Genomic DNA, 26,714 nt, shown 5'->3' with positions numbered 1-26,714 from the left:
GATGCGTATCTGCCAACTTACAGATGCGTATCTGCCAACTTACAGATGCGTATCTGCCAACTTACAGATGCGTATCTACCAACATGACAGATGCGTATCTGTACTCCCCATAGATGCGTATCTGCAAATTTACAGTAGGCATAGAGCCGGTAAGGGATGTGGTTTGTCCGCAGGCAGGAATTTTTCTCTTGAGAGGATGGCATGCGTTAAGGTGTGCGGAGTTAGGCCAATGTCCTGCGGTATTCGCAAGGCGTATGTCCCACGTGCTTCTTGAACAGGCGGTTGAAGTGCTGGGAGTACTGGAACCCCAGTTCGTAGGCAATCTGGCTGACAGTCTTGTCCGTGCCGGCTATCATCTCTTTGGATAGGTCGATAATCTTGTCCTGTATGTATTCATGGGGCGATTTGCCCGTTTCCTTTTTAATCAGGTCGCCGAAGTAGTTGGGCGACAAGCAGACTTTGTCGGCAAAGTAACGGACGGTGGGCAGGCCGTGTTCTTGTGCCAGGTTGTCCAGAAAATAGCCGTCCAGCAGGTCTTCGAATTGGTTGAGGACATTCTTGTTGACAGCCGCGCGGGTGTTGAACTGGCGCTCGTAGAAGCGTAGGCAGTAGTCTAACAGGAGTTCGATGTTGCGTACAATGAGCCGTTTGCTGTGCCGGTCGGCCGGTCGTTCTACCTCCATGCGTATCTTGTCCAGGCAGTCGGTAAAGATGCCTTTCTCCGTTTCCGATAGGTGGAGCGCTTCGCTGGAGTTGTAGGAGAAGAAAGAATAATGCCTGATTTCGCGTTCCAACGCCGTGCCTCGTATGAGGTCGGGATGAAACAGAAGTCCCCGTGCCTGGGGCTGTTCTTCCAGTTGAATTTCGACTACTTGCCCCGGCGCAAAACTGGTTACGGTTCCTTCCTGGTAGTCGTAGGTTTGGCGGCCATATCGGATGTCTCCGCAACGGGTCTGTTTCAGGAATAGGGCGTAGACGCCATAGTTCATGGTGACGTGTGCAGGGAAGCGGGTAGCCTCTTTCAGGTCGACGATAGTAATCAGCGGATGCAGGCTCTTCAGGCCGAACATCCGGTTGTATGCTTCCACATTATCCAGTTTGACTATTTCTTTCATGGTTTTGCAAATCGGGAGTTGAGGTGCAAAAATACATATTATTTCTGTAAAATGAAGCTATCGGCGTCGTTGGTCACGGGAAATTTTTCGCGCAAGTGCTGTAGCGGAGTCAGTTCGATGTGGGTCGTGACTATGCCTTCCTGGCCGTCGGGCAGGGAAGCCAAGCGTTCGCCTTTGGGCGAGTAGAGGGCACTTCCGCCGTTGTGGAGTAGGTGATTTCCGTCTGTACCTGTGCGGTTCACGCCGCATACATAGCATTGGTTCTCCATGGCGCGTGCCTGAAGCAGGGTGTCCCATACGGCTCGGCGGGAGGCAGGCCAGCAGGCCACGTAGAGCGCCAAGTCGTATTCATTGGCCACGTTGCGGCTCCATACGGGGAAACGCAGGTCGTAGCACACTTGAGGCAGGATGCGGAAGCCGTGATAGCGGATGATGGGGCGTTCGTTGCCTGCGGTGAAGCATTCGTTTTCGTGCCCCATGCGGAAAAGGTGGCGTTTGTCGTAATAGGTAGTTTCTCTTTCGGGTGTAAAGAAGAAGAAGCGGTTACGGTAAGTCCCGTCATTATGACAGGCTATGAAGCTGCCTGCCAAGGCGGTGTCGTATTGGGCAGCCCATTGCCGAAGCTGCTCGATGGTGGGGCTGTTCAGCGGTTCGGCCAGCTGTTCGACGTTCATGCTGAACCCTGTTGTGAAGGTTTCGGGCAGCACTACAAGGTCGGTCTCTCCCTTCAGCTCTTCCAGACGGAGGCGCAAGCGGCATAGGTTTTCATGCTTGTCTTCCCAGGCAATGTCGGTTTGTATCAAGGTGATGCGCATGGTGGTGTAGCTGTTTTTATGAGAAACGCCCTTCGGATGGTGGCAGCTTTGTTCCTCTCTGTCTTATACATCTCCGGTGGAGAAGTATTCGGGGTGTTTGCCTTTAAAGTTTTTGAAATAAAGTTTTATCTCACGCATGTCTTTTTCGATATTGCCCGACGGAATGATAGTGCGGGTACACGAGATAGTCTTCGACGGATAGTCTATCCCGAAGAGCATGACGGGGACTTGTGCCTTTAAGGCAATGTAATAGAATCCTTTTTTCCACTCTGGGTTGGCCTTGCGTGTACCTTCGGGCGTAATGGCCAGATTGAACTGGCGGACGGTGGCAAAGCGTTCGACCATTTGGGCGACCAGCGAATTCTTCTTGCTGCGGTTGACGGGGATGCCTCCCATGACTTTGAACACCAAGCTAAGCGGAAAGAAGAACCATTCCTTTTTCATCATAAAGTAAACCTCACGTCCCAACGAACCATAGAAGAGCTTGCCGATAAGCAAGTCCCAGTTGGAAGTATGAGGGGCGGCACAAAGTACACACTTATCATGGAAAGGAACGGTAACATTCGTTTTCCATCCCAGCAGGCGATGATAGATAAAGCGGCAGAATTGTTGTTTCATTCTTTATTCTGTCGGCTTACTTCAGCTGGCCCATGCGATCGATGATTTCGTTTACTTTGGCGTTGAAGTCGGAGCGGAACTTCTTGTAGAAGCCCTTTACATTGCCGGGTTCGGTGTGGCTGATGCGGCTCAGAAACTCGTCCTGCATGGTTAGAATGTCGCCCATCAGGTCGTCGACCTTTTGTGAGTCGGTGTCGGGGACGTAGAGTTTGTTGACCAGACACTCGGTGAAGAGTTCACCTGCGATATAGTTTACACTTTTCTTCAATGCTTTTCTGCTTGCCATTGTATAGTCGTTTTAATGTTAGATTTTCGGGATAAAGATAGTGCTTTTCTTTTTGATAAGGCAAGCGGCAGGTGTTTTTTTCTGCTTTCTTATGGAAAAAGCATTGTTTTATCGTCGGGAAAAGGCCGTGTTGTCCATGACAAAGCATAGCTTTTACCGATTACATGGGAGGGTATTTTTCCCCGATTACGAAAAACATTTTTCCGATTGTTCAAAAAGAAATCTCCTGTTGACGGATATTTCGGAAAACTACTAACTTTGCATGTGATTAGAACGAGACGTATGACTAAACCTACTATTTCCAGAAAAAAGAAGAACGACGACCCTGCAAAAAAAACTGTACGCCGCCGCACGACTGCTTCGCATAGAAAGGCCAAGACCAAGCGGCAGGCCGAGGAGCACATTATGCCCGTATGGATGCGCAATGTGCTGGCTCTTTGTATCGTGGTGGTCTTTTCGGCTGGTTTCTACTGGTTATTCATCCGTCCCTATGCTTACCGCTGGAAGCCTTGCTACGGGTTGAAGGGTTATGGCGTTTGCATGCCCTGCGATTTCGAAGTGCATGGCGTGGACATGTCACATTATCAAGGACATATTGACTGGCCTCGCTTGGCGGAGCATCGGGCCGGTGAGTTTCCCATCCGTTTCATCTTTATGAAGGCCACTGAGGGCGGCGACCATCAGGACGACACATTCCGTCAGAACTTCGATTCGGCTAAGATATACCGCTTTATTCGCGGAGCTTATCATTACTTCCTTCCGCATACTGACGCGCTGAAGCAGGCAGATTTCTTTATCCGCACCGTGCCGCTGACGGCAGGAGATTTGCCTCCCGTACTCGATGTGGAAACAACGGACAAGAAAAACAAGGCCGAACTACAGGCCAATGTCAAGGCGTGGCTCGACCGTGTGGAGGCTTTCTATGGCGTGAAGCCTATCCTTTATACATCTTATAAGTTCAAGATGCGCTATCTGGACAGTCCTGTTTTCGATGCCTATCCCTATTGGATAGCCCACTATTATGTAGACTCCGTGCGCTACCAAGGGTCGTGGCATTTTTGGCAGCATACGGATGTGGGCACCGTGCCCGGTATTGAAAAGGAGGTGGATCTGGATGTATTCAACGGCACGCAGGCCCGGCTCGATTCACTTTTACTGAAGTAATGGATTATTATTGAGAATAGAAAAGCTCCATTCTCAATTTTTCAATTCAAACTTGACCGCTGCCCAGCGGTTCTTTTCCTTATGCTCCACGAACGTCAGACCGAGGCTTTCGGCTTCAGTACGGATAGCAGCGATGTCGTCGGTATAGAAGCCGCTCATCAGGAGGGTAGCGCCAGGGTTCATGCGGGCAATGTAATGTCTCATGTCGGCCAGCAGAATGTTGCGGTTGATGTTGGCTATTACTACGTCGAAAGGTCCCTTGTCGGCTATTGACGAAGCGTCTCCCTGGTAGACATGGATGCCGTTCAGATGGTTCAGCTCAATGTTTTCCAGCGAATTGCGTACACACCAGTCATCAATGTCCACTGCCGTACAATGGGCGGCGCCGCGCATACGTGCCAGGATGGCCAGGATAGACGTACCGCATCCCATGTCGAGCACCGACTTGCCTTGTAGGTTGCTGTCCAGCAACTCGCCGATAATGAGGCTCGTTGTCTCGTGGTGACCTGTGCCGAAGGCCATTTGGGGATTGATAACGATGTCGTAGGGCACCTGTGGCACGTCGTGATGGAAAGTGCTGTGGATGACGCAACGGTCTCCTATCACGATGGGTTGAAAAAAGTTTTTCTCCCATTCTTCATTCCAGTCCTTGTTTTCGGCTTCCGCATAACTATAGGTAATGGTTGTATCGGGTAGGGGAAAGTCGGCGATGGTCTGCCGTATTGTGTTTTCGTTGTACAGGTCTTTTTGAATGTAGGCGGCGATACCGTCAGTCTGCTCTGCAAAACTTTCGAAACCGGCTTCGCCCAAGACGGCGCAAAGCACATCGTTTACCGTCTCTGTGCATGGCTGAGTATGGAATGTAAATTCTAAATATTTCATTGTTTTAATGGGTTTTTGTTAAAATACGGGACTTGATAGCAGCTCGTCGCATAATTTTTTTTATCTTTGGATAAGATTGGCAGAAGCCTCTGTTTGCAAAGATAGACTGATTTAAGGAAATCCCTGTAAAGAGAGAGAAAAATCTTTAGGAAATTCGATACTTTGGTCTTATTTTTGTTATACGGAAATTAAGTGTATGTAAATTATAAACTGACAGAATATGAAAAAGATTGTTTTTATATCACTTTTAGCCTTGTGCTTCCCGTGGACACTTATGGCACAGAGTGCAGATGATGACCTCTATTATGTACCCTCAAAGAAGAAGACCGAACAGAAGACCGAGAGAACCGAGGAAAAAACCGTGCGGAAAGCTCCAAAGAACGTAATAGTTGTAGAAACGCAGGAACCTGTTGTTTGTACAAATTCGGGGACTACCACTGTTGTGGTAAAGGACAAGAAGGGGAATGTGCGCGACGTCGATGAATATAATCGTCGTTACAACTCGAATAAATATGACTTTTCGCAGAATGAAGATACTCTTTATATCGAAGAAAAGGCTGTGTCCAGTCCCGAAGGCGAGTGGGTAAACGGCTTCGATGGTTCAGAAGACGATTATGAATACGCCATGCGCATCATTCGTTTCCGCAATCCTCGCTATGCCATCAGTATCAGTAGTCCGCTGTATTGGGATGTGGTCTACGGATTGAATTCGTGGGATTGGAACGTTTATACCGACGGTCTGTATGCTTATGCTTTCCCGACATTCACCAATCGCCTGTGGTGGGACTGGCGCTATAATTCCTTCGGGTGGAGCTGGAGTTGGCCCTACTATGGATGGAACTGGGGATGGAGCGGCTGGCATGGCGGTTGGTACGGCGGATGGTACGCCGGTTGGGGAGGCTGGTATGGCGGTTGGGGATGGTATCATTACCACCATCCGTATTACTATCCGGGCTGGCATCATCCGGGACCGGGTTACTGGGCTTCGCACGATAGATATACTACACGCCGTTCTTATGGCGGCACACGTAGTGTAGCCACTACTCGGACAACGAATGGAGGTCGTTCTACTACCCGTACAACGGGTGGACGGCGTGTTACAGGACAGCAGGTAAGACAGACTACAGGCTCTTCTATCGGACGTGTAGTGGGTACACGTACAACTACTGCGCGTCAAAATTCAGGGACTGTCGTGCGCTCTACTTCGACTGATGCACGCCGTAGTACCTACACGCGTCCGAGCACTACACGGAGCAATTCGTACAGTACTGACAACCGTACTTCTACTGTACAACAGAGTGGAGCAAGCAATTCCAGCCGTCGTAGCGCAGCTACTTATAATCGTGGAAGTTCCAATCAGTCTTCGCGCAGTTATCAATCCCAGTCACGTCAGAACAGTTACGATGACAATTCGCGCAGCTTTAACAATACCACTACCCGTAGCAGCAGCCGGTCTTCTTTCTCGACGGGAGGAAGTACCCGTTCGTCGGGTAGCTATGGTACCAGCCGTTCCAGTGGCGGAGGTGGTGGATCAAGCCGCAGAAGATAAGAGAGCCTGTTGTGGAAAATCTTTTATGGATGCTAATATTAAAGGATGAATGATATGAAGAAAATAATAGTTGGTGTGTCTGTTCTTATACTTGCTCTGATGCAGGCACATGCACAGACGGTATATGATGCAGTAGATTTTGCTGCCAAAGATTTGAACGGTACGGCCCGTTTTATTGGGATGGGCGGTGCGATGGGAGCTTTGGGCGGTGATATTTCGACGATGGGAACCAATCCTGCCGGTATTGGCATCTATCGGAGTAATGATGCTTCATTATCCTTCAGCTATTCGGCTTTAAGTACAGAGGCAAAGTATTTGGGGAATACATACAATACATCGAAGAACCGTTGGAACTTCGATCACATCGGAGTTGTGTTTTCTACCAAGATCGGTAATCAAACACCCTTGCGATATGTGAATTTCGGCTTCAAATACCACAAGGCCAATACCTTTAATCGGAATATGTGGATGGCTGGCGACTTGCAGGGACATTCCCAATTATTTCAGATTGCAGGGATGACAGACGGCTTGACGCCGGAGCATTGGAATGATGGGGCTATCTTCAATAACAATGATATAGGATGGTTGTCGGCATTGGGATGGGAAGGTTATTTAGTAAGTCCGAGTATTACGGATGTGGAAACTGAAGATTACGATTTCTATACGACTGTAGCAGACGACCACCTGCCTTATCTCCGCGAATACCATTCTCACGAAAGTGGCGGGCTTGATCAGTATGACTTTAATATGGCTTTCAATCTGAACGACCGGATTTATTTGGGCCTTACCATTGGAGCTTACGACTTGGATTACAATAAGTACACCTTGTATAATGAAGACAGTCAGGGACGTGACGGTGCCGGCTATCAATTAGAAAGCTATAACAATATTAGCGGAGGCGGAGTCGATTTCAAGTTGGGTGCGATTATCCGTCCGTTCCAATACGCTCCGCTGCGCATTGGTTTAGCTATCCATACTCCTATCTTTTATAAGCTGACGCACACGACATCGGCTGTATTGATTTCGGATTTTGCAGAGAATGTAATTGATACGCGCGACTATCTGAATGGTGTTGACATGAAACTTGAATATCAGCTCAACACTCCGTGGACTTACAATGTAAGTTTGGGTTATACGGTAGGTCGCAAATTGGCTTTGGGAGCAGAATACGAATACAAGGATTATTCAAATATCGAGTTCCAATATCCTGATGGCATGGATATGCAATGGGAAACGCAGAAAGCCAAGAACTGCCTGAAAGGTGTGCATACCTTCCGGTTGGGTGCCGAATACAAAGTTATTCCGCGGTTCTCTTTGCGTGCAGGCTACAACTTAATGACTTCTCCCTATCAGGATAATGCTATCAAGGCTTTGCCAATCAATTCAATAAATACGGATACGGATTTCATGAACCTGAAAGCGCGGAATACTTATACACTGGGTATCGGTTATAGCGGTTCAATGTTTTATGCGGATCTTGCTTATAAGCTGAATACTCAAAAGGCCGATTTTTTCCCATTTGTTTATTCTGAGACAGATGGATATGAGACGAATTACATCAGTCCCTCAGCTACGAGCGTGAAGTTTAGTCGCAGTCAGGTATTGTTGACTATGGGCATGCGCTTCTGATTTACGCATAAGCTTGGGACACTTTTTTCAGGCACGAATTACACGGAACAACACGGAAGAGAGTTTGAAATCCTCCGTAAATCCATGTAATCCGTGCCTGAACTGTATTCGGTCAGTTTGGCTTACCAATACCAGGCGAAGCCGAAAGAATAAGGTGTCATGTCGGGCCCCTTATTGGTTTGGAAGAAAGAGTTCATCGAGTAGCGGAGGTAAACGCCAAGGTCTCCGTAGCCGGCCTGGAGTAACAGGTTGATACCTATAGGACGCACGTACATACCCTTGCCTACAGTCTGTTTCTTGCCTCCATTCACGTGACTGAAGGACTTTACGCTATGGCGTAGTTCAAGTTCAGGACCGAAGTTGAAGAATAAACATCCGTTGTTGATCCGTTGCTGCCATTCGAGCTGTATAGGCGTGCGGAAGAAGAAATGGCGCAGGCGGCTCTTGTGATAATAGGGAGTGGAGACGTCGCTGCCTTCGTCTATCATTTCCCGTCCATTGCGGAATATGGTTACTCCGTCTTGTTTGATGAGCGCATAGTCGCCATCTATACTGAACGAACGGTATCCCCAGCTGTGTCCGATATTGATTCCCCAGTGAGGATTTCTTTTGAAGTTATAGTGTGCAGCAAGAATATTGAAGCCGAATTCCCATGATTTTGACACGTCAAGATGAGCTTTGGGACTGGCTCCAAATCCCATGAAGTTGTCGGACAATAGTGAAAATCCAAGGAATACACCCGATACATGCGGTTCATAAGTATTTTGTTTCTTCTTTTTGGGAATAAAAGGCAGGGCATCGAGAAATGTGCGTTTATCGGCATCCACCTTCTCCAGATAGACTCCTTCAAAGATTTCCACTTCTTTCTGTTCATCGTCCTCTGTCTGTTGTTCATAGAGCCTGATGCGCATGTCTCCCTTTCCTCTCAGGATGATGATGGAGTCGCCCTGTGTTTCGACAACGGCTCTCTCGCGTTTGGGCTCGGTGGTTTGTTGGGCTTGTGTACAGACGGTGGCCAGTATCAGGCAGCCTGCTGTCAGGATAGTTTTTGTTTTCATGTCTATATAACGGTTAGTGGTTAGCAGTTAATGATAAATTCTTCACTCTTTATTGCTTGTACAGCATTTCCATAAGTTCGTCCTCATCCAGCGGGCCTTCGATGTAGACTAAGGTTGCCTTGTCTTCTTTGCCGACTTTGTAGAGGATGTAGCGGTTCACTTTTTTGCCCTTTTGGGCGGTAGTACGGCTCAGGCGATAGTAGGCGCTGCGCAGTTCACCGCTTTCGTTCACTTCTTGCGTCTTCTGTACCTGATAGGTATCGATGGCCTGTTTGAGGCATTGTAGGATTTCCTGTTTGTAGGGAGTCACTTGCTCGAAGACCAGGCTTTTATAGGCCGTCATGCGGTAGGAGCGGAGGATGCTTCCATTCAGTTCTACGTAGGTCACGTTCTTCTCGTCTTTGTATTTCTCGAACAAGGTGGCTATCTGCAAGCCCTTTTGGGCGTATGTGGTGAGGCTGAAACAGAGGGTCAGCAGCACGATGCCGATGAGGCGGCGATATGCGATGGTTTCTCTTGTCTTCATAATATTTTAGGGTAATATGTTCGGTAGAGTGATGGTTTCTTTCAGTTCTTTATCGGTGAAGCCCACGTTCCGTAGAGCCTCCAGTGCCTTGGCTTGTACCAGTTGAGGGTCGTCGCAGTAATGTCCGTCGATGATGGCGTAGCCGGTATGGTCGGTCGTAGCATGGGGAAGCAGGACTGCGATGCCGATGCAGAGTAGCAGGGCGGCGGCGATACCTGTGGTCAAGTAGTACAGACGGTACAGACGGGTCGGCTTCGGGGCTGTCTCCGGTTGTTTGGCCGGAACGATCTCCTCTTTCTGTGTTTGCCGGAAGGTTTCGGCTTCCCGGTCGATACAGATAAAGAGCGGGCGATACACCTCTAAATGTTCGGGCACCCGGTTCGAGGCGAAGAAGCGGCGCAGTGCACGTTCTTCTTCGCAGGTGGTCTGTCCGTCGAAATATTTTTCAAGCAGTTCTTCCGTCTTCATGGCTGTTTCCTCCTTTTACGTTCTTGTATGGTTTGCAGGTAGATGTCTCTCACTTTCTTTCGCGCCCTCGACAGGTTGCTGCGTATGGCCTCGGCGCTGCATCCGGTTATCTGGGCAATCTCTTCGCTCTCGTATTCCTCTACGTCCTTCATCCGTATGACGGTGCGTTGGAGCGGGGGCAGCGAGTCGATGATGGTCCGTATCAGCTTTACTTCATCTTTCAGCTCAAGCAGATGGTCGGGAGTTCCGCCTCCGGCTACAGTTTGCAGCTGATCAATGGAGCTATTGTCTCTGCTGCGCCGCCGTTGGTCCATGCAGACATTGTGCGTCAGGGTCATGGCGAATGCTTCGACGCTTCGGTATTGGTTCAGCTTCAACCGGTTGTTCCACAGTTTGAGCAGAACCTCCTGTACGGCGTCTTCGGCATCCTCCGGGCTCTCGGTCAGCTTGAGTGCATAGTTCAGCAGCTTGGGCCGAAGTGGCAGGACGGTTATTTTGAATTCGTTGAGTTCCATTTACACCTATAGGACGTTTGAGAAGACCAAACGTGACATCAAAGATGAAAAAAATAGGAGAAGCGGCAAAGAAAAAAGCGGAAGAAGCCTTAATCTTTTATTGAGAGGCAGTCGGACACAGTGCTTCGTGAGGTTGCAACACAGTGCTTCATGAGGTTGTGACACAGTGCTTTATGAGGAGGTAACGAAGCACTGCATGAGAGGGTGACAAAGTGCTTTGTGGGAAGGTGATGAAATGACGGGATAAAAAAGAAGAGAGGACATATCTCTTGACGATACACCCTCTCTCCATTCAGGGATATTCAGAATATTATTTCTTGAAGTAACGGTTGTACAGACCTTCAAAACCTTTGCCGTGACGGGCTTCGTCCTTAGCCATTTCATGGACTGTATCGTGGATGGCATCCAAGTTCAGAGCCTTGGCACGGGTGGCGATGCGCTTCTTGTCTGCGCAAGCACCGCTTTCGGCGTTCATACGCTTCTCCAAATTGGTCTTGGTGTCCCAAACGCAGTCGCCCAGCAGTTCGGCAAACTTGGCAGCGTGCTCAGCCTCTTCCCATGCGTAGCGCTTGAAGGCTTCGGCTACTTCGGGATAACCTTCGCGGTCGGCCTGGCGGCTCATGGCGAGATACATTCCTACTTCGGTGCATTCGCCCATGAAGTGGTTGTTCAGGTCTTTAATCATTTCGTCGTCGCAACCTTTGGCTACGCCGATTACGTGTTCGTCAGCAAAAGTCAGGGGGCCGCCTGCTACGGTTTCTTCCACTTCAACAAACTTGCTGGCAGGAGCTTTACACAAAGGGCATTTCTCTGGAGCGGTATCGCCTTCGTGAACGTAACCGCATACTGTACATCTAAACTTTTTCATTTTTACTCAGTTTTTTAGTTTGAATTAATTAGTCTTCTCTTTTTATTGTTTCAATCAATGACAATTTTCTTTTTTACAATGTTTGCATACACCTCTATAATATAGGTGGAGTTCCTGTATTTCGTGTCCTTCCGTTTCTGCATATCCTTCGACCGAGAGTCCGTTCGGACATGGCAGATCGTACACTTTGTTGCACACCTTGCAGAGGAAATGGGCGTGAGGTGTCGTATCGCCGTCGTAGCAGGTATTCCGTCCGTCAATGGTAAGGGTCTGGATAGCGGTATGCTCGTCCAGCAGTTTCAGGGTGTTGTACACCGTTGTTTTTGACAGGGTCGGCATACCCGGAGCAAGTGCCGTATAGATTTCGTCTACGGTAGGATGCGTATGATGATCCATCAGGTACTGCATAATGGCAATTCGCTGTACCGAGGGCTTTATGTTGTGGCTTTGCAAACGTTCAATGACATCCATATCCGCTCTTTTCAAAGTTGTAATAATTACATTTTTAATTCTGATGCAAAGATAACCACTTCTTTCTATATACCAAAGGTTTTCCTGTTTTTTTCGTGGTCATATTGATAAATTGGTTTATTTTTGCGGTAGTTAAACTTGTAGGATATGAATTACGGATATGTGAAAGTGGCGGCAGCCGTGCCCCGTGTCCATGTGGCCGACTGTAAGTTCAATGTCGGACAGATAGAGAAGGAAATCATCATTGCCGACGGAAAGGGCGTACAGATTATTGCTTTCCCTGAGTTGTGCATCACCGGATATACCTGTGGCGACCTGTTTGCCCAGCAGCTTCTGCTGGAAGAAGCCGAACTGGGGCTGATGCAGGTGCTCAATACGACGCGCCAACTGGATATTATTTCCATTGTGGGCATGCCCGTAGTGTGCGAAGGACAGTTGCTGAATGCGGCTGTTGTCATTCAGAAGGGGCGGGTATTGGGTGTCGTACCGAAGACCTATCTGCCCAATTACAAGGAATTCTACGAAATGCGCTGGTTTGTATCGGCTTCCGACGTATCGGTCCGGTCGGTGCGATTGTGCGGACAGATAGTGCCGATGGGCGATCATTTGCTTTTCGAAACGTCCGATACCACTTTCGGTATCGAGATATGCGAAGATGTATGGGCCGTTGTTCCCCCCAGTTCATCCTTGGCTTTGCAGGGGGCGGAAATCATCTTCAACCTTTCTGCCGATAATGAGTCCATAGGCAAGCATGCTTACCTTCGTTCACTCCTGAGCCAGCAGTCGGCCCGTTGTCTGGCAGGCTATGTATTCAGTTCGTGCGGGTTTGGCGAATCGACTACTGATGTCGTGTTTGCCGGTAACGGCTTGATTTATGAGAACGGTACGTTGTTGGCGGCCAATGAGAGGTTCTCACTGGAAGAACAGTTGGTGGTGAGCGAGATTGATGTGGAATTTCTGCGTTCTGAACGTCGGGTGAATACCACCTTTGCCGCCTGTCGCAGGCGGACAGCGCCCGAAACAGCGGTCAAAATATCGACGGAACCGGTTAACAGTCGTGAACTGAACCTGACGCGTATCTACGACCCGCATCCGTTTGTTCCACAAGGAGTTATGCTGAACGAACGTTGCGAAGAAATATTTTCCATTCAGGTAGCCGGACTGGCACAACGCCTGGCGCATACCAAAGCCAAGAGTGCGGTGATAGGCATTTCGGGAGGACTCGATTCGACACTGGCTCTGCTGGTCTGTGTCAAGACGTTCGACAAGCTGGGATGGCCGCGCAAGGGGATTATCGGTGTGACGATGCCCGGTTTCGGTACGACGGATCGTACTTACACCAATGCACTCGACCTGATGACATCGCTCGGCGTGACGGTACGCGAGGTCAGCATCAAGAAGGCCTGCCTGCAACACTTCGAGGACATCGGACACGATGCGGCGGTGCACGATGTGGTGTACGAGAATTCGCAGGCTCGCGAGCGTACTCAGATTTTGATGGATATTGCCAATCAGACGTGGGGACTGGTCATCGGTACGGGCGATCTTTCGGAGCTGGCCTTGGGCTGGGCTACGTACAACGGCGACCACATGTCCATGTATGGCGTGAATGCAAGCGTGCCCAAGACGTTGGTAAGGCATCTGGTGAAGTGGGTGGCCGAAAACGGTATGGACGATGCATCGCGCCGCACATTGCTCGACATTGTAGATACTCCTATCAGTCCTGAACTGATACCGGCTGACGAGAACGGCAACATTAGTCAGATTACCGAAGACTTGGTGGGTCCCTACGAACTGCACGACTTCTTCCTCTATTATTTCCTGCGCGGAGGGTTCCGTCCGTCGAAGATTTTCTATCTGGCGGCACGTACTTTCAAAGATGTATATGATGAAGAGATTATCCGAAAATGGCTACAGACTTTCCTGCACCGCTTCTTCAACCAGCAGTTCAAACGCTCCTGTCTGCCCGACGGGCCGAAAGTAGGCAGCGTTTCCCTCAGTCCGCGAGGTGACTGGCGCATGCCGAGCGATGCTTCGGACGAAGCATGGCTCAAAGAGTGTACTGACAGTAAGTCTATTTATAGTATTTCCGATGGATTTTCTGATATTTCCTGCTCTGTTTGAAGTCTTCGATCCACGTGTCGAGACTGTCGAGCAGGGCAGGCGACTTTTTGCTTACGGCCCATGAATAGAACTGTGTGAAACTGATGTCGGTCGAGATGTCTATTTGCGGCGTGCTTTCAGCAGCGGCGCGTGCTATCTGTTCGTCGCACACGGCGTAGTCGATGTCTCCGTGGGCCACCATCGCTATCAGCTGTTCGGGGCCATACATCTCCACTTCTTTAATATAGATGGTATCGGCTATCTCGTCGCCCAAGTGCCGGATGCGCAGGATGGAGGGCGAACCTTTTACTACGTGTAGTGTCCGTTTGGCCAAAGACAGGTGAGTACGGATGAAGAGTGAGTCGTTCTCTTCGGTCGGCTTGCGCTGTACCAGCACTTCTTTGGTCAATGCGATGGGTATGGTAAGCAACAGCGAGTCCTTCAGTTCGCTGGTAGCTAAAATGCCGTTGGCTATCAGATCGTACTTACCGGTTGCCAGTCCTTCCAGCCGCTTTTCAAAACTCATTTCAGGCGTGATGTCCACTTGCAAGTTGTGGTCACGGGCGAAAGCTCCTATCAATTCGTAGTCAAAGCCTGAAAGTGTGTCGCCTTCTTTGTGCAGGCTGATGGAATTATACTCCAATGCGGCTCGCAGGATACCGTCAGCAGCGATGGCCGGATAGTCGCGTGGAGTGTTGTCAACGGCCGGTGTGTCTTCGTGCTGGAGGACAAACGTTGTTATTAGCGAGCCTGCCAGGGCTACAGCCACGTATTTCCATATTTTCGGGCTCAGTCTTTTCAGGTACATGGTGCAGGTATTTTTCGGGGTTAGTCATAGAAAGTCCACGATAAACCCAGTTTCAGCAGACGTGGGTTGATGGGGTAGTGAGGAACGAGGAATGAGTTCCGGTTACCCATGCCTGCATTGACGTGGGACATCATCACGAAGATGCGGGTGCGCTTCAGGTGCAGGTTAGCATAAACGTTTACAATGGGATAGCCGCCTATCTTTACCCGATTTTCTTCAGGCTGCAGGACAAACTGTGACAGGGCGGGCTGGTAGGCAGGCGCGTCGTACTCGGTGAAGTAATGCACGTCGGCACCCAGCTGAACTGTCAGTACTTTCTTGAACAGGCGCGTCAGCAGATAGAGGTTATGGTAGAGTGAGAGGTCGGGTAGAGGCAGTACAGACTGATTGCTCGATTTCTGCCACGTTACTTCGTTGTCCAAATGGAGGACACCCAGTTTGAAGTCCTGCTTCAGCATGGCTGCTATCACCTGGACGCTGCCACTGTGCTGTAGGGGTAGTGAGGTGGGGCCGAGGTATGTGTAGTTTTTAATATTCTCCACGCCTGCTTTCAGGTTTGTGCGCCAGCGGTCAATGTTCAGCTCACCTTCTACGCGGGTGCGCAATTCCTTGTTTAGGTCGTTATCCCAGGCGAAGTGGTTGGAGTAGTAGTGGCGCATGTAGAACGACGGCAACGTGTTGCTGATGTAGCCGCGTGCCAGGAAGTTCACTGTGTCCTTACCCAAACGAAAGTTCAGGTCGAAGTCGCCGTCTACGCGGAACTGGCCGATGGCTTTGCCAGCCAGGCCTACTTCGCCGTTGACACGATAGTGTAGCAGGTTGCCTTCACGCTTGGCCAGTTCGCCGCCGGCGTACACTTCATGTTCCGTATAAATCTGGTTGGGCAGGGGAGGCTGTGTGGTCTGTCCGTCACCGTCGGCACGGGGTGCGGCCTCGCTGCCGCCTAAGTTCATCAGCGTATAGCGGCTTACTTTGTGCGAAGCGTAGGCCGTCAGGCCTGCCTTGGCATACTTGTTGAAACCTTCAAGTAGCGAAATGCCCAAAACGTTTTTCACACTCAGGGCCAGGGTAGAGTCGTTGCTCATGCCTTCTTGCAGGTAGGTGTTCTCGTAGGGACTGGAGTTGCCTGTAGGTTCTATGCCGGCACGGTAGTGATGGTTCGAGCGCTCGATGTGGAACGTATGGATGAAGCTGGTCACCGGTACGAACTCTTCCGTTATCAGCGTGTCTTGTGGCACAGCCGTACTATCGCGTTGTGCCCGGCGGCGTGCGTTCTCGTCCTTGGTTTCTTCTATTTTTGTTGTTTCACGGGTGAAGCCTAAGCGGTAGCTGTGTGTCAGGTGGATGTAGAAGTTATGGTTGCGGTTGGCTGTCTGTTCGAAGTTAACGGGAATGTAGATGGTTCCGCCCACTTCGGGCATGTTTTCCGGGCGGGTGATGTACTGGTCGTCTGTGATACCGCCGTTTTCGTTCATCTTCAGCGAGAAGTTGTTGTACATGGCCTGCATTTGATAGTGTTCGCCGATGTAGCTAGCAAAGAGGCCGGCATTAAAGAAGGCTGTCGCTTGGTCGGTATAGTAGCCACGGCCGTAAAGGTAGTCGATGTTGAATCCGAATGCTAAGCGTTTGTTGGCGTTCACCGAGAAATAGGACTTGAAGCGCTCTTCGCCATTCACTTTGCTTCCTGCCTTGTAGTAGGTCAAGTTCGAGAATGGGATGTTGCTATTCGTGAAGTGGAAGTCACTGGGACGGAACAGGAAGCTGGAGTAGGTGGACAGGAACATGGTCGGTTCCGATTTCCATTCTTCCCGTTCGAAGAATATGCGCGACAGGCGTGGGCTGCCTAAGTTGCCCAAGTAGTTATAGTGTCCCTCCATGCCTTCTACAAGGTTCGTGTTCTGGAAGTTCAGATTCAGTGTGTCGGCGGGAACGCGAGTGCAGCCGCCCAGACGCTCGTCTAACTGCCACTGGTAGAGACGTGGCGGTGGAGCCTGCACGTTGGTGCTGTCGTTCTTCAGGTTGTCCGGCTGGGTCGAGGGGTCTATCTGGTTGCCGTATGGGTCGCGCAGCGTCTGACCGTTCATATTTGTCAGCGTTTGCTGTGCCAAGGCGGTACTCAGTCCTAAGGTACACAGTAGCAAGTATGTCAGTGTGAGTTGTTTCAGTTTCATGGGGCAAAGATAGTGAAAGGTGAGAGGAGAACAAAATATTGAAACTTGTTTCAGCTATTTTTTCTCCTGAACCGCATCCTATCTTATCAAAAGATAATGTAGACTGAGCGTATAGCGTTTTGTACTGCCGAGATGTGCCTGCCTGAAAAGATAACTTATTTTTTAATCAAGTATAGTCTTCTTTCTTCATTTTCTTTTGTATTTTTGTCTGCAGAAACGGAAAACGAAGGAATTATGTCACATTTACCTACTTTGATAAGCGACTTGGCCCTCATCCTAGTGTGCGCGGGTCTGATGACACTACTTTTTAAGAAGCTCAAGCAACCGCTGGTGCTGGGCTACGTAGTGGCCGGTTTCCTGGCCAGTCCGCACATGCCTTATACGCCTTCGGTACTGGATACAACCAATATCCAGACATGGGCTGATTTAGGTGTGGTCTTTCTGCTTTTTGCTTTGGGACTGGATTTCAGCCTGAAGAAGATTGCCAAGGTGGGCGGAGCGGCTATTATCGCGGCGTGTACCATCATTTTCTGTATGATTCTGCTGGGGATGGCCGTGGGGTCGGGTTTCGGTTGGAAGCGGATGGACTGCCTGTTCCTAGGCGGGATGATAGCCATGTCGTCTACGACCATCATCTACAAGGCTTTCGATGATTTGGGGTTGCGGAAGAAAAAGTTTGCCGGCTTGGTACTGAGCGTCCTTATTCTGGAAGACATCTTGGCCATTGTGCTGATGGTAGTGCTCTCGACGATGGCGGCAAGCCACAATTTTGAGGGAGCGGAAATGATGGAAAGCATCCTGAAACTGATGTTCTTCTTGGTGCTTTGGTTCGTGGTGGGCATCTACTTGATACCGGGGTTGCTGAAACGCTGCCGTCGGCTGATGAGTGACGAAACGTTGCTCATTGTAGCGTTGGGCCTTTGTTTCGCAATGGTGGTGATGGCGGCTGAGACAGGCTTTTCGCCTGCGTTTGGTGCCTTTATCATGGGATCCATCCTGGCTGAGACAGCTGAGGCGGAGTCGATAGAACGGTTGGTGGCGCCGGTGAAGGACTTGTTTGGCGCGGTATTCTTCGTGTCGGTGGGCATGATGGTCGATCCGACGATGATCGTGGAATATGCTGGGCCCATTTTAGTCATTACCTTGGCAGTCATAGGCGGTCAGGCAGTGTTTGGCACACTGGGCGTGTTGCTTTCTGGCCAGCCGCTGAAGACAGCGATGCAGTGCGGCTTCAGCCTGACACAGATTGGCGAGTTCGCGTTCATCATCGCTTCGTTAGGTGTTTCGATGGATGTGACAAGCAATTTCCTCTATCCCATTGTCGTGGCGGTATCGGTCATCACGACCTTCCTTACCCCTTACATGATTCGGGTGGCGGGCCCGGCTTCGACGTTTGTAGACAGCCATCTGCCGGCAAAATGGCATACATGGTTGGAGCGCTATGCTACGGCAGGTTCGCCGACAATGAACCACGAAAGCCTGTGGAAGAAGTTTATCGTGGCATTAGTGCGTATTACGGTGGTCTACTCAGTGGTGAGTATCGCTATTATAGCGTTGGCATTTCGGCTGTTGGTGCCGTTGCTGCATGAGGCGTTGCCAGGCATTTGGGGACAGTTGGCTTCGGCGGTTATCATCATCTTGTGCATTGCACCTTTCCTGCGTGCTATTATGATCAAGAAGAATCATTCGGTAGAGTTTACCACTCTTTGGAAAGAGAGTCGGGCCAACCGGGCGCCGCTGGTAGCTACCATCGTGTTGCGCATTTTGGTGGCAGCGGGTTTTGTGATGTTTGTAATTGGCGGGTTGTTTAAGATGTCCGTCGGGTTGGTGCTGGGTGTAGCGGTGCTGTTGTTGATACTGATGATTATGTCGCGGCAGCTGAAGCGCCAGTCCATCCTTATTGAACGGACATTTTTTCAGAATCTGCGCTACCGTGACATGCGGGCGGAATATCTGGGTGAGAAGAAACCCGAATATGCCGGACGCCTCTTGTCGCGTGACCTGCACTTGGCAGACTACGTGCTACCCTCTGAGGCACGTTGGGCTGGGCGAACATTGGGTGAATTGAATTTCGGCCGCAAATATGGGGTTCACGTAGTGTCTGTGTTGCGCGGATATAGACGGTTCAATATTCCTGGGGCAAGCCTGCGTCTATTCCCTCAGGACACACTGCAAGTGATCGGAACGGATGAAGATCTGGCCGTCTTTAGCCGCGATATGGAGCAGGTTTCGGCTCTTGAAACCGATGTAGTGGAGAAGAGCGAGATGATTCTGCGCCAGTTCAGCATAGACGCCGGTTCACCCTTCCTGGGCAAGACACTGCGTGAGGCAGGTATCCGTGAAAAATATCACTGCCTCATTGCAGGCGTAGAACGTGGCGACGGCACTTTGCATGCCCCCGCTCCGGCCGAACCTTTCTTAGAAGGCGATGTGGTGTGGATTGTGGGCGAAAGCAACGATGTACGCCGCTTGGTAAAGTCAGAGGAGAAGGAAGAATGATTTCTAAACAAAATATAGTAAATCCCTAAAACGAAAAAGAAATGAAAAGCGATCCGAAAGAATGTCTCTACTGTCAGAACAATGAAACATTGCACAACTTAATGATCGAGTTTGCCCAACTGAGTGTATCACGTGCTTTTCTTTTCAAGGAGCAAACCTATCGCGGTCGTTGCCTTGTGGCCTATAAAGATCACGTGAACGACTTGAACGAACTGTCTGACGACGAACGCAATGCCTTCATGGGCGACGTGGCCCGTGTGACCCGCGCTATGCAAAAGGTGTTCAACCCGGAGAAAATCAACTATAGTGCCTATTCCGACAAGCTGTCGCACCTGCATTTTCATTTAGCACCGAAGTATGTAGACGGCCCTGATTACGGTGGTACATTCCAGATGAATCCTGGTAAAGTCTATCTTTCCGATGCCGAGTATCAGGAGATGATCGTGGCGCTGAAAGCAGCACTTTGAAAATAGAAATTTGATAATGGATAATTGAAAAATTGTAAACCTTCATTTTTTAATTATCCATCATCAATTAAATCTTTCCCAATATCTTGTCCATCACCCAATTTGTCAGCGTGGCGCTTTCGCCATTGCAGGTACAAACCGATTTTCCTAATAGGTGGTCTACGACGGCTTGGATGAGCGGTTGCTGTACATAGAGTGGATTAGCGATAGGAATCTCCTCGCGACCCTTTTCGGTATGCAGGGCGATAGGGTCGTAAGTAAAGACGGAAAAGCAAATCATACCTTTGTCACCGATGATTTCAATACGGTCCTCGCGGGCGGAATCATCGGCTACGAAACACCATGAACCACTGCCGACCAGCCCGTTATCGAATTGAAAGCAGGCGCTGATGGTATCTTCTGCTTGATAGAGTCCACCGCGATTGCTCTTGTAGCCGCTGGCTTCCAAAATACAGCCGAAGATTTCCTGTAGCAAGTCAATCTGATGGGGGGCCAAATCATAGAAGTATCCTCCTCCTGCTATGTCGGGTTGTACACGCCAGGGCAGGTTCTCGCGGTTGTAATCCAAGTTGCGTGGCGGTTGGGCAAAGCGTATTTGGATGTTGATGACATTGCCTATCGCACCTTCTTCGACGAGTAATTTTACTTTTTGAAAGTAGGGAAGATAGCGGCGGTAGTAGGCTACAAAACAAGGAACGCCCGTTTCCTGCGAGATACGGTTGATGCGGCAGCATTCTTCGTAAGTGACGGCCATGGGCTTTTCGATATAGACCGGCTTGCCTGCCTTCATGGCCATGATAGCATACGTGGCATGAGAGGAGGGTGGAGTGGCGATGTAGACGGCATTTACGTCTTCGTCGTCTATCAATTCCTGGGCGTCGTCATACCATTTGGGAATGTTGCGCTCCTTGGCATACGATTTGGCATTGGCGCCGTTTCGACTCATAACAGCCACTACTTCGGAACCTTCTATTTTCTGAAAAGCGGGGCCACTCTTGTATTTGGTCACTTCTCCGCAACCAATAAACCCCCATCTGATTTTATCTCTTTTCATTGTGCAAGACAGTTTTTGATCAATTACACTTTGTTTATTCATCTTCTTCTTCGTCGTCGAAGTCAAAATCGAAATTGAAGTCATCCATGAATTCGGGTGTAGTGAATTCATCGAGGCTGCGCCGATCCTTCTTCGTGGGACGTCCTGTACCTTTGGCGCGGTTCACGAAGCCATTGATACGACTCATTTCTAACAATTCGTACTGGTAGGAAGGAGTAACGTTTTCCATCATTTCAGGGACGAGCTTGGCTCCTACACGTTTCTCGATGGTTTGAAGTACCTTGAACGAATAGGTGATAGGCGGTTTACGTACCTGTACTATGTCGCCCAGTTTCACCATGCGGGCAGCTTTGGCTTGTACGCCGTTGATGCTGATGCGTCCTTTCTTACAGGCTTCGGCAGCGATGGTGCGTGTCTTGAAGATACGCACGGCCCACATCCATTTGTCTATTCTGGCTTCACTCATTTCCTATTGAATTGGTTCATAGTTATGTCGATGCCTGCCAAGCAGAAGCTTTTCACGATTTCGCCCGCCGTTTTCAGCCGTTCGGGCATGGCTTTCCAGTCCTCGTCCGAGAAGTGTCCCAGCACGTAATCTACCTGTCCGCCGCGCGGAAAGTCATTGCCGATGCCGAAGCGCAGGCGGGCATAGTTCTGTGTACCCAACGTAGCAGCGATATGCTTCAACCCGTTGTGCCCCGCATCACTTCCTTTTCCTTTCAGGCGCAAGGTGCCGAAGGCCAGGGAAAGGTCGTCCACAACGATGAGCGTATTCTCCAACGGAATGTTTTCCTTCTGCATCCAGTAGCGCACGGCATTTCCGCTGAGGTTCATATAGGTGGATGGTTTGAGCAACAGCAGCTGACGGCCCTTCACCGAGAAGGTGGCGGTGAAGCCGTAGCGTCCGTCTTTGAAGGTAGCACCTGCTTCCTGAGCCAGCGAATCCACGACCATGAAACCTATGTTATGGCGGGTTTCGTGATATTCGGGGCCTATGTTTCCAAGGCCTACAATTAGGTATTTCATTTTGTTTCAATTTGTATGGAAAGGAAAAGCATTGCTTCCCTTGGCATATTCTATTGTTTTCTTTCGAACATTCCATCGTTTTCCTCGGAGGAACTCTATGGTGTGTCCGATTGATAAAAAAAGGACGCGGATTAACGCAGTTTTCCGCGGATTGTGTAAACCAAACCTGCGTCTCTGCGTTAATCCGCGTTTCTTTTGTTTCGTTTATCCTTATCTCAGAAGGGAACGTTTCGATTAGTTGCTTGCGGCTGCAGCGGCACCTCTTGCGGCACGTGTCAGCTTAACGGCGCAAACGACAGCTTCCTTGGCGTTCATCAGCTCTAAACCTTCGTAGCTCAGTTCGCCAACCTTAACAGTCTTGCCCAGGCCCAAGTGAGAAACATTTATTACCAGTTTTTCAGGGATTACGTTATAGAGGGCTTTTACTTTCAGTTTACGCATCTGCAAAGCCAGCTTACCACCGGCCTTTACACCTTCTGCCAAACCTTCGAGCTGTACGGGTACTTCCATTACGATAGGTTTGGTCTCATCAATCTGATAGAAGTCGACGTGCAGGATGGTGTCCTTTACAGGGTGGAACTGGATGTCCTTCATGATAGCGTTGTACTTCTTGCCGTCGATTACGAGGTCTACGACATAGATGTGAGGAGTATAAACCAAGTTACGCAGGCCGTCTGCAGGTACAGTGAAATGGATGTTTTCGCCACCACCATAGAGTACGCAGGGTACACCGTTGTTTTTACGAATGGCCTTCAAGGCTCTTGCTTGTTCCGAAGAACGCTCTGCAATGGTTCTTGCAGTTCCTTTTACTTCAATTGATTTCATTTGAATAGTTTTTTGTGTTACTCTAAATTAAGTAGTTGTTTTTGCTTAATTCACCATCACACGATGCGGCCCGGCCGCACATGCTGTAAAAAAGCGGTGCAAAAGTACTGCTTCTTTTTGAATAATCAAAGAGTTGTGCTTAAAAATCAATGTCAATCTTGATTTCGCCTTCTGCCAGGGCTGCTGTATCACTGCCGGCCGTTTCCTGCTGAACGCTTGTATTTTGGGAGGTGTCGGCTTCTTTATTCTCATTTTTGGGTATGCAGGTACCTTGTTGTTCCTGAATGAAGCTGATAGACTGCTTCAAACCGTTCATAAACTTATCGAAGTCTTCCTGATAGAGGAATATTTTGTGCTTTTCGAAGCTCACTTGTGATTCTTCGCCTTCGCCGCTGATGATTTTCTTGCTTTCTGTAATGGCAAGGAACATTTCGTCTTTCCTGTTTTTCTTTACATCTAAATAATAGATACGTTTGCCGGCCTTGATGGCTTGGGAATATAAGATTTCCTTGTCACTGCTCTCTCCACCGTTTTTCTTTTTCCACTCTTCTTCCATAAATAGTCAGTAAATAAGTAATAGGTCGTTAATACTGTTTTAAACTCAATACTATCATGCGCTCGGTTCTTGTCGTTGGTAGAGCCGACGAAGCCGGGCGATTTGTATCGGGGTTCAAAATTGACGATTTTTTTTCAACTGTCAAAAGAAAATGGCTGGATTATCAAATTCTGCAATAAAAAAACAGATTTATTTATGCCAAGTCATTAAAAATGCCTACTTTTGCCCTTTGTTAAACAAACCTATTTATATAAGATATATGATTAACAGAGTTCTTATTCGTCTTAAAATTATACAGATTGTATATGCTTATTATCAGAACGGCAGCAAGAATTTAGACTCGGCGGAGAAAGAATTGTTCTTCAGCCTTTCCAAAGCTTATGATTTGTACAATTATTTGCTGATGTTGATGACGGCTTTGACGAACTATGCGCAAAAACGTATTTCGGCTGCAAAAGCCAAACTGGCTCCTACGCCGGACGAATTGTATCCTAACACTAAGTTTGTGGAAAACAAGTTTATCGCTCAGTTGGAGGTGAATAAACAGCTTTTGGATTACATGTCCAGTCAGAAACGTTCGTGGGACAACGACGAGGATTTCGTGAAAGGCCTTTATGAGAAAATCATTGCTTCGGATATATATAAAGAATATATGGCTTCTGACGACCGTTCTTATGAAGCCGACCGCGAATTGTGGCGGAAGTTCTACAAGAATTTTATCTTCAAAAACGATGCATTGGATTCCCTGCTCGAAGATCAAAGTCTCTATTGGAACGACGATAAGGAAATCGTAGACACGTTTGTGCTGAAGACCATCAAGCGCTTTGACGAAAAGAATGGAGCTAATCAGGAACTGTTGCCTGAATTCAAGGACGACGAAGATCGCGAATTTGCACGCCGCCTTTTCCGTCGCACTATCCTTAATTGTGATTACTATCGTCATCTGATCAGCGAAAATATTCGTAACTGGGACTTGAATCGCGTAGCTTTCATGGATGTTATTATCATGCAATGTGCCTTGGCCGAGATCCTGAGCTTCCCCAACATTCCTATCAGTGTGTCACTGAACGAATACGTTGAGATTGCCAAACTGTACAGTACAGCTAAAAGTGGCAGCTTTGTAAACGGCACATTAGACGGAATTGTTAATCAATTAAAAAAAGATGGAAAGCTGTCGAAAAACTGATTATCTTTGCTTTCCAAATTTATAAAAAAACAAACGGGAAAATCTTATGAATTTAATGACAGTATTTCTTTTGCAGGCTCCGGTCACCGGACCTGATGCCAGCTGGACATGGATCATGCTGATTGCCATGTTCGTTATCATGTATTTCTTTATGATTCGTCCGCAGAACAAAAAGCAGAAGGAAATCGCCAATTTCCGCAAGTCGCTTCAGGTGAACCAGAAAGTTATTACAGCCGGAGGTATTCATGGCGTGATTAAGGAAATAAATGATAATGATGTAGTGCTGGAAATCGCTTCGAACGTAAAAATCCGTATCGACAAGAATTCGATCTTCGCTGCTGCTGCCGATGCCAACAACAGCCAGGCTGCCAACAAATAAAAAACGATACTTATGTTCGAACAGAGGAACATAAAGCGGTTATTTTTGAAGACGAAGAAACAGGCAAAGGACTTCCTGCTCAGTACGAAGAGCCGGGAGTTCTTTGTTTTTTTGTGTTTCTTCTTCATTGCGGCTGGTTTTTGGCTGCTTCAGACGCTGAACAACGATTACGAGACAGAGTTTCCTATTCCGGTTCGGCTGAGAAATGTCCCCGAAAATGTAGTTATCACTTCTGAACCGATGTCTGAAGTCAGGGTAAGAGTACGCGATAAGGGTACGGTATTGCTCAACTATATGCTGGGCAAGAACTTTTATCCGGTAATCCTTGACTTCAGGAACTATAATAAGATGGGAAACCATGTTCAAGTACAGACTTCGCAAGTACAAAAAAGGATAACGGGCCAACTGAATGCTTCTACCGCGTTGCTTTCCATAAAGCCTGATACGTTGGAGTATTACTATTCTACAGGTGTGTCCAAGATGATACCGGTCAAATTGTGTGGAAGAGTGAGTGCGGGCGAACAATATTATTTGCCCGATACGCTTTTTACGCCGGATTCAGTTCGAGTCTATGCTCCTTCGGATGCTTTAGATACGATGAAGGCAGCTTATACCTTACCGTTGAGTTTGGATAATATTACCGATACTTTGAAACGTGAGGTTGTTTTGTCGGCCCCGAAAGGAGCAAAATATATTCCGGCTTCCGTAAAGCTGACGCTGCCAGTAGATATGTACACGGAGAAGACTGTAGAGGTGCCTCTGCGAGGTATCAATTTCCCTGCCGGCAAAGTGTTGCGGACTTTTCCATCAAAAGTGAAGATTTCTTTCCAAGTAGGCATAGGGCGCTTTCGTCAAATTACAGCCGACGATTTTCATTTGGTCGTTTCTTATGAAGAACTGGCGCGTCTGGGCAACGATAAGTATATAGTCAAGCTGAGAACTTTGCCTGAAGGAGTCAGTCATGTACGTTTCAATCCCGAACAAGTCGATTTCCTGATAGAACAAATGCCAACAGATTATGGCTATTAGAATAGGGTTAACAGGAGGAATTGGCAGCGGCAAGAGTGTTGTGTCACGTCTGTTGGAGGTGATGGGTATTCCTGTATATATTTCTGATATAGAGGCCCGTCGGTTGATGGTTTCAGATGAAGGTATCCGTCGTAAACTGACGTTATTGCTGGGAGAAGAAGTATATATCGGGGGAAATTTGAACAAACCGTTGTTAGCTTCCTACTTGTTTGGCAGTGCGGAGCATGCAGCCCAAGTGAATGCCATTGTACACCCACGGGTCAAGGATGATTTTCGCCTTTGGTGCTCTGCCCGTTCAGAACGTCCTTTGGTAGGTATGGAATCGGCTATCCTTTTGGAAGCAGGGTTTCGGGAAGAAATCGATAAAGTGGTTATGGTTTATGCTCCTTTGGATGTACGCATTCAGCGGATTGTCAGTCGTGATGCATCGTCGCGCGAGCTGATAGAGCAGCGCATCCGCCACCAGATGGATGATGAAGAAAAACGCAAGATGGCCGATTATGTCATCGTAAATGACGGCAATTCTCCTTTGATTTCTCAGGTTTTGACTCTTATTTCTTCACTATCTGAAAATATTGATTACCTTTGCGGGCGCTAATGCAGGCGGACTTTCCGAGGCAATATAGCAGTAATTTTTATTTGTCTAA

At 48.6% G+C, this 26,714-nt stretch carries 28 protein-coding genes; 10 read left to right on the top strand and 18 right to left on the bottom strand.

All coding sequences use genetic code 11. The features are described from left to right. Positions 1–221: 221 nt before the first annotated feature. The 4 genes from Q0Z70_RS06255 to Q0Z70_RS06240 form a co-directional block, all read right to left on the bottom strand. A complete protein-coding gene (locus tag Q0Z70_RS06255; RefSeq protein WP_298073254.1) occupies positions 222–1,115 on the bottom strand; it encodes an AraC family transcriptional regulator in 894 nt (297 codons plus the stop codon). A gap of 38 nt (positions 1,116–1,153) precedes the next feature. Next, the gene (locus Q0Z70_RS06250; protein WP_298073253.1) at positions 1,154–1,930 is read right to left on the bottom strand and encodes an amidohydrolase; all 777 of its coding nucleotides are present in this window, start codon (positions 1,928–1,930) and stop codon (positions 1,154–1,156) included. 63 nt (positions 1,931–1,993) lie between these two features. Next, entirely contained in the window at positions 1,994–2,548 is a 555-nt protein-coding gene (locus Q0Z70_RS06245) for a 1-acyl-sn-glycerol-3-phosphate acyltransferase (protein WP_298073252.1), read from the bottom strand. Positions 2,549–2,564: 16 nt separating this feature from the next. Then, positions 2,565–2,834: a hypothetical protein gene (locus tag Q0Z70_RS06240; protein ID WP_298073251.1), complete on the bottom strand. Its 270-nt coding sequence runs from the start codon at positions 2,832–2,834 to the stop codon at positions 2,565–2,567. 405 nt (positions 2,835–3,239) lie between these two features. Here Q0Z70_RS06240 and Q0Z70_RS06235 point away from each other — a divergent pair, with 405 nt between their 5' ends. Continuing rightward, positions 3,240–3,998 (top strand): glycoside hydrolase family 25 protein, encoded by a 759-nt coding sequence (locus Q0Z70_RS06235; protein ID WP_298073258.1) that lies wholly within the window; start codon positions 3,240–3,242, stop codon positions 3,996–3,998. A 33-nt stretch (positions 3,999–4,031) separates the two neighbouring features. On the opposite strand, the gene prmA is transcribed toward Q0Z70_RS06235, so the two are convergent. Beyond that, entirely contained in the window at positions 4,032–4,880 is an 849-nt protein-coding gene (gene prmA / locus Q0Z70_RS06230) for a 50S ribosomal protein L11 methyltransferase (RefSeq protein WP_298073250.1), read from the bottom strand. Between the two features lie 220 nt (positions 4,881–5,100). Here prmA and Q0Z70_RS06225 point away from each other — a divergent pair, with 220 nt between their 5' ends. Further along, positions 5,101–6,429 (top strand): hypothetical protein, encoded by a 1,329-nt coding sequence (locus Q0Z70_RS06225; protein ID WP_298073249.1) that lies wholly within the window; start codon positions 5,101–5,103, stop codon positions 6,427–6,429. Positions 6,430–6,483: 54 nt separating this feature from the next. Continuing rightward, on the top strand, positions 6,484–8,058 hold the full coding sequence (locus Q0Z70_RS06220; RefSeq protein ID WP_298073248.1) for an outer membrane protein transport protein: 1,575 nt from the start codon (positions 6,484–6,486) through the stop codon (positions 8,056–8,058). Between the two features lie 122 nt (positions 8,059–8,180). Here Q0Z70_RS06220 and Q0Z70_RS06215 read toward each other — a convergent pair whose 3' ends face one another. The 6 genes from Q0Z70_RS06215 to Q0Z70_RS06190 all read right to left on the bottom strand — a co-directional run bounded on the left by Q0Z70_RS06215 (position 8,181) and on the right by Q0Z70_RS06190 (position 11,964). Next, entirely contained in the window at positions 8,181–9,116 is a 936-nt protein-coding gene (locus tag Q0Z70_RS06215) for a hypothetical protein (protein WP_298073247.1), read from the bottom strand. Positions 9,117–9,165: 49 nt separating this feature from the next. Next, complete coding sequence (locus Q0Z70_RS06210; RefSeq protein WP_298073246.1) at positions 9,166–9,642, bottom strand: DUF6108 family protein; 477 nt, start codon at positions 9,640–9,642, stop codon at positions 9,166–9,168. A 6-nt stretch (positions 9,643–9,648) separates the two neighbouring features. Next, positions 9,649–10,110 (bottom strand): hypothetical protein, encoded by a 462-nt coding sequence (locus Q0Z70_RS06205; protein WP_298073245.1) that lies wholly within the window; start codon positions 10,108–10,110, stop codon positions 9,649–9,651. Beyond that, positions 10,107–10,625 carry an RNA polymerase sigma factor gene (locus Q0Z70_RS06200; RefSeq protein ID WP_298073244.1) on the bottom strand — a complete coding sequence of 173 codons (519 nt, stop codon included), beginning with the start codon at positions 10,623–10,625 and terminating at the stop codon, positions 10,107–10,109. Before Q0Z70_RS06200 ends, Q0Z70_RS06205 begins: the two co-directional genes overlap by 4 nt. A gap of 310 nt (positions 10,626–10,935) precedes the next feature. Then, a complete protein-coding gene (locus Q0Z70_RS06195; RefSeq protein WP_298073243.1) occupies positions 10,936–11,493 on the bottom strand; it encodes an NADH peroxidase in 558 nt (185 codons plus the stop codon). A 54-nt stretch (positions 11,494–11,547) separates the two neighbouring features. Continuing rightward, positions 11,548–11,964, bottom strand: a complete 417-nt coding sequence (locus Q0Z70_RS06190) for a Fur family transcriptional regulator (protein ID WP_298073242.1) — start codon at positions 11,962–11,964, stop codon at positions 11,548–11,550. A 147-nt stretch (positions 11,965–12,111) separates the two neighbouring features. Here Q0Z70_RS06190 and Q0Z70_RS06185 point away from each other — a divergent pair, with 147 nt between their 5' ends. Beyond that, a complete protein-coding gene (locus Q0Z70_RS06185; protein WP_298073241.1) occupies positions 12,112–14,088 on the top strand; it encodes an NAD(+) synthase in 1,977 nt (658 codons plus the stop codon). On the opposite strand, the gene Q0Z70_RS06180 is transcribed toward Q0Z70_RS06185, so the two are convergent. After that, the gene (locus tag Q0Z70_RS06180; RefSeq protein ID WP_298073240.1) at positions 14,039–14,875 is read right to left on the bottom strand and encodes a transporter substrate-binding domain-containing protein; all 837 of its coding nucleotides are present in this window, start codon (positions 14,873–14,875) and stop codon (positions 14,039–14,041) included. The two genes, Q0Z70_RS06185 and Q0Z70_RS06180, sit on opposite strands and share 50 nt — an antisense overlap. Positions 14,876–14,895: 20 nt before the next feature. Continuing rightward, entirely contained in the window at positions 14,896–17,040 is a 2,145-nt protein-coding gene (locus Q0Z70_RS06175; RefSeq protein WP_298073257.1) for a putative porin, read from the bottom strand. 240 nt (positions 17,041–17,280) lie between these two features. On the opposite strand from Q0Z70_RS06175, the gene Q0Z70_RS06170 reads away from it, so the two are divergent. Together Q0Z70_RS06170 and Q0Z70_RS06165 are read left to right on the top strand one after the other, a co-directional pair. After that, the gene (locus Q0Z70_RS06170) at positions 17,281–19,545 is read left to right on the top strand and encodes a cation:proton antiporter (protein WP_298073239.1); all 2,265 of its coding nucleotides are present in this window, start codon (positions 17,281–17,283) and stop codon (positions 19,543–19,545) included. Positions 19,546–19,586: 41 nt separating this feature from the next. Then, positions 19,587–20,012: an HIT family protein gene (locus Q0Z70_RS06165; protein ID WP_298073238.1), complete on the top strand. Its 426-nt coding sequence runs from the start codon at positions 19,587–19,589 to the stop codon at positions 20,010–20,012. 67 nt (positions 20,013–20,079) lie between these two features. On the opposite strand, the gene Q0Z70_RS06160 is transcribed toward Q0Z70_RS06165, so the two are convergent. The 5 genes from Q0Z70_RS06160 to Q0Z70_RS06140 form a co-directional block, all read right to left on the bottom strand. Continuing rightward, positions 20,080–21,066, bottom strand: coding sequence for a Gfo/Idh/MocA family oxidoreductase (locus tag Q0Z70_RS06160; RefSeq protein ID WP_298073237.1), 987 nt, complete (start codon positions 21,064–21,066; stop codon positions 20,080–20,082). A 34-nt stretch (positions 21,067–21,100) separates the two neighbouring features. Further along, on the bottom strand, positions 21,101–21,532 hold the full coding sequence (locus Q0Z70_RS06155) for an RNA-binding S4 domain-containing protein (RefSeq protein WP_298073236.1): 432 nt from the start codon (positions 21,530–21,532) through the stop codon (positions 21,101–21,103). Further along, entirely contained in the window at positions 21,529–22,092 is a 564-nt protein-coding gene (gene pth, locus Q0Z70_RS06150; protein WP_298073235.1) for an aminoacyl-tRNA hydrolase, read from the bottom strand. The genes Q0Z70_RS06155 and pth overlap by 4 nt, the downstream gene beginning before the upstream one ends. A gap of 234 nt (positions 22,093–22,326) precedes the next feature. Further along, on the bottom strand, positions 22,327–22,917 hold the full coding sequence (locus Q0Z70_RS06145; protein WP_298073234.1) for a 50S ribosomal protein L25/general stress protein Ctc: 591 nt from the start codon (positions 22,915–22,917) through the stop codon (positions 22,327–22,329). A 139-nt stretch (positions 22,918–23,056) separates the two neighbouring features. Next, positions 23,057–23,473, bottom strand: a complete 417-nt coding sequence (locus Q0Z70_RS06140) for a PUR family DNA/RNA-binding protein (protein WP_298073233.1) — start codon at positions 23,471–23,473, stop codon at positions 23,057–23,059. Positions 23,474–23,732: 259 nt separating this feature from the next. On the opposite strand from Q0Z70_RS06140, the gene nusB reads away from it, so the two are divergent. The 4 genes from nusB to coaE are packed head-to-tail and all read left to right on the top strand — an operon-like array spanning position 23,733 to position 26,665. After that, complete coding sequence (gene nusB / locus Q0Z70_RS06135) at positions 23,733–24,659, top strand: transcription antitermination factor NusB (RefSeq protein WP_298073232.1); 927 nt, start codon at positions 23,733–23,735, stop codon at positions 24,657–24,659. 46 nt (positions 24,660–24,705) lie between these two features. Continuing rightward, positions 24,706–25,038 carry a preprotein translocase subunit YajC gene (yajC, locus tag Q0Z70_RS06130; RefSeq protein ID WP_075317412.1) on the top strand — a complete coding sequence of 111 codons (333 nt, stop codon included), beginning with the start codon at positions 24,706–24,708 and terminating at the stop codon, positions 25,036–25,038. A 12-nt stretch (positions 25,039–25,050) separates the two neighbouring features. Next, a complete protein-coding gene (locus tag Q0Z70_RS06125; RefSeq protein ID WP_298073231.1) occupies positions 25,051–26,067 on the top strand; it encodes a CdaR family protein in 1,017 nt (338 codons plus the stop codon). Next, positions 26,057–26,665: a dephospho-CoA kinase gene (gene coaE / locus Q0Z70_RS06120; RefSeq protein ID WP_298073230.1), complete on the top strand. Its 609-nt coding sequence runs from the start codon at positions 26,057–26,059 to the stop codon at positions 26,663–26,665. The genes Q0Z70_RS06125 and coaE overlap by 11 nt, the downstream gene beginning before the upstream one ends. Positions 26,666–26,714: the final 49 nt, after the last annotated feature.

Origin of the sequence: uncultured Bacteroides sp. (genome assembly GCF_947632445.1) — a bacterium.
Taxonomy (GTDB): Bacteria; Bacteroidota; Bacteroidia; order Bacteroidales; family Bacteroidaceae; genus Bacteroides.
The sequence above is the reverse complement of the archived record's forward strand: the minus strand, read 5'-3'. Positions and strand labels throughout refer to the sequence as shown.

Excerpts from the sequence above, each read along its gene's own strand:
- Q0Z70_RS06235 (WP_298073258.1), top strand. The coding sequence starts at position 3,240 with ATGCCCGTATGGATGCGCAATGTGCTGGCTCTTTGTATCGTGGTGGTC.
- Q0Z70_RS06140 (WP_298073233.1), bottom strand. The coding sequence starts at position 23,473 with ATGGAAGAAGAGTGGAAAAAGAAAAACGGTGGAGAGAGCAGTGACAAG.
- Q0Z70_RS06225 (WP_298073249.1), top strand. The coding sequence starts at position 5,101 with ATGAAAAAGATTGTTTTTATATCACTTTTAGCCTTGTGCTTCCCGTGG.
- Q0Z70_RS06125 (WP_298073231.1), top strand. The coding sequence starts at position 25,051 with ATGTTCGAACAGAGGAACATAAAGCGGTTATTTTTGAAGACGAAGAAA.
- Q0Z70_RS06160 (WP_298073237.1), bottom strand. The coding sequence starts at position 21,066 with ATGAAAAGAGATAAAATCAGATGGGGGTTTATTGGTTGCGGAGAAGTG.
- Q0Z70_RS06195 (WP_298073243.1), bottom strand. The coding sequence starts at position 11,493 with ATGAAAAAGTTTAGATGTACAGTATGCGGTTACGTTCACGAAGGCGAT.
- Q0Z70_RS06145 (WP_298073234.1), bottom strand. The coding sequence starts at position 22,917 with ATGAAATCAATTGAAGTAAAAGGAACTGCAAGAACCATTGCAGAGCGT.
- yajC (WP_075317412.1), top strand. The coding sequence starts at position 24,706 with ATGAATTTAATGACAGTATTTCTTTTGCAGGCTCCGGTCACCGGACCT.
- Q0Z70_RS06190 (WP_298073242.1), bottom strand. The coding sequence starts at position 11,964 with ATGGATGTCATTGAACGTTTGCAAAGCCACAACATAAAGCCCTCGGTA.
- pth (WP_298073235.1), bottom strand. The coding sequence starts at position 22,092 with ATGAAATACCTAATTGTAGGCCTTGGAAACATAGGCCCCGAATATCAC.
- Q0Z70_RS06170 (WP_298073239.1), top strand. The coding sequence starts at position 17,281 with ATGTCACATTTACCTACTTTGATAAGCGACTTGGCCCTCATCCTAGTG.
- Q0Z70_RS06205 (WP_298073245.1), bottom strand. The coding sequence starts at position 10,110 with ATGAAGACGGAAGAACTGCTTGAAAAATATTTCGACGGACAGACCACC.
- Q0Z70_RS06215 (WP_298073247.1), bottom strand. The coding sequence starts at position 9,116 with ATGAAAACAAAAACTATCCTGACAGCAGGCTGCCTGATACTGGCCACC.
- Q0Z70_RS06185 (WP_298073241.1), top strand. The coding sequence starts at position 12,112 with ATGAATTACGGATATGTGAAAGTGGCGGCAGCCGTGCCCCGTGTCCAT.
- Q0Z70_RS06250 (WP_298073253.1), bottom strand. The coding sequence starts at position 1,930 with ATGCGCATCACCTTGATACAAACCGACATTGCCTGGGAAGACAAGCAT.
- Q0Z70_RS06245 (WP_298073252.1), bottom strand. The coding sequence starts at position 2,548 with ATGAAACAACAATTCTGCCGCTTTATCTATCATCGCCTGCTGGGATGG.
- Q0Z70_RS06210 (WP_298073246.1), bottom strand. The coding sequence starts at position 9,642 with ATGAAGACAAGAGAAACCATCGCATATCGCCGCCTCATCGGCATCGTG.
- Q0Z70_RS06165 (WP_298073238.1), top strand. The coding sequence starts at position 19,587 with ATGAAAAGCGATCCGAAAGAATGTCTCTACTGTCAGAACAATGAAACA.
- coaE (WP_298073230.1), top strand. The coding sequence starts at position 26,057 with ATGGCTATTAGAATAGGGTTAACAGGAGGAATTGGCAGCGGCAAGAGT.
- Q0Z70_RS06155 (WP_298073236.1), bottom strand. The coding sequence starts at position 21,532 with ATGAGTGAAGCCAGAATAGACAAATGGATGTGGGCCGTGCGTATCTTC.
- Q0Z70_RS06240 (WP_298073251.1), bottom strand. The coding sequence starts at position 2,834 with ATGGCAAGCAGAAAAGCATTGAAGAAAAGTGTAAACTATATCGCAGGT.
- Q0Z70_RS06255 (WP_298073254.1), bottom strand. The coding sequence starts at position 1,115 with ATGAAAGAAATAGTCAAACTGGATAATGTGGAAGCATACAACCGGATG.
- prmA (WP_298073250.1), bottom strand. The coding sequence starts at position 4,880 with ATGAAATATTTAGAATTTACATTCCATACTCAGCCATGCACAGAGACG.
- Q0Z70_RS06200 (WP_298073244.1), bottom strand. The coding sequence starts at position 10,625 with ATGGAACTCAACGAATTCAAAATAACCGTCCTGCCACTTCGGCCCAAG.
- Q0Z70_RS06180 (WP_298073240.1), bottom strand. The coding sequence starts at position 14,875 with ATGTACCTGAAAAGACTGAGCCCGAAAATATGGAAATACGTGGCTGTA.
- nusB (WP_298073232.1), top strand. The coding sequence starts at position 23,733 with ATGATTAACAGAGTTCTTATTCGTCTTAAAATTATACAGATTGTATAT.
- Q0Z70_RS06220 (WP_298073248.1), top strand. The coding sequence starts at position 6,484 with ATGAAGAAAATAATAGTTGGTGTGTCTGTTCTTATACTTGCTCTGATG.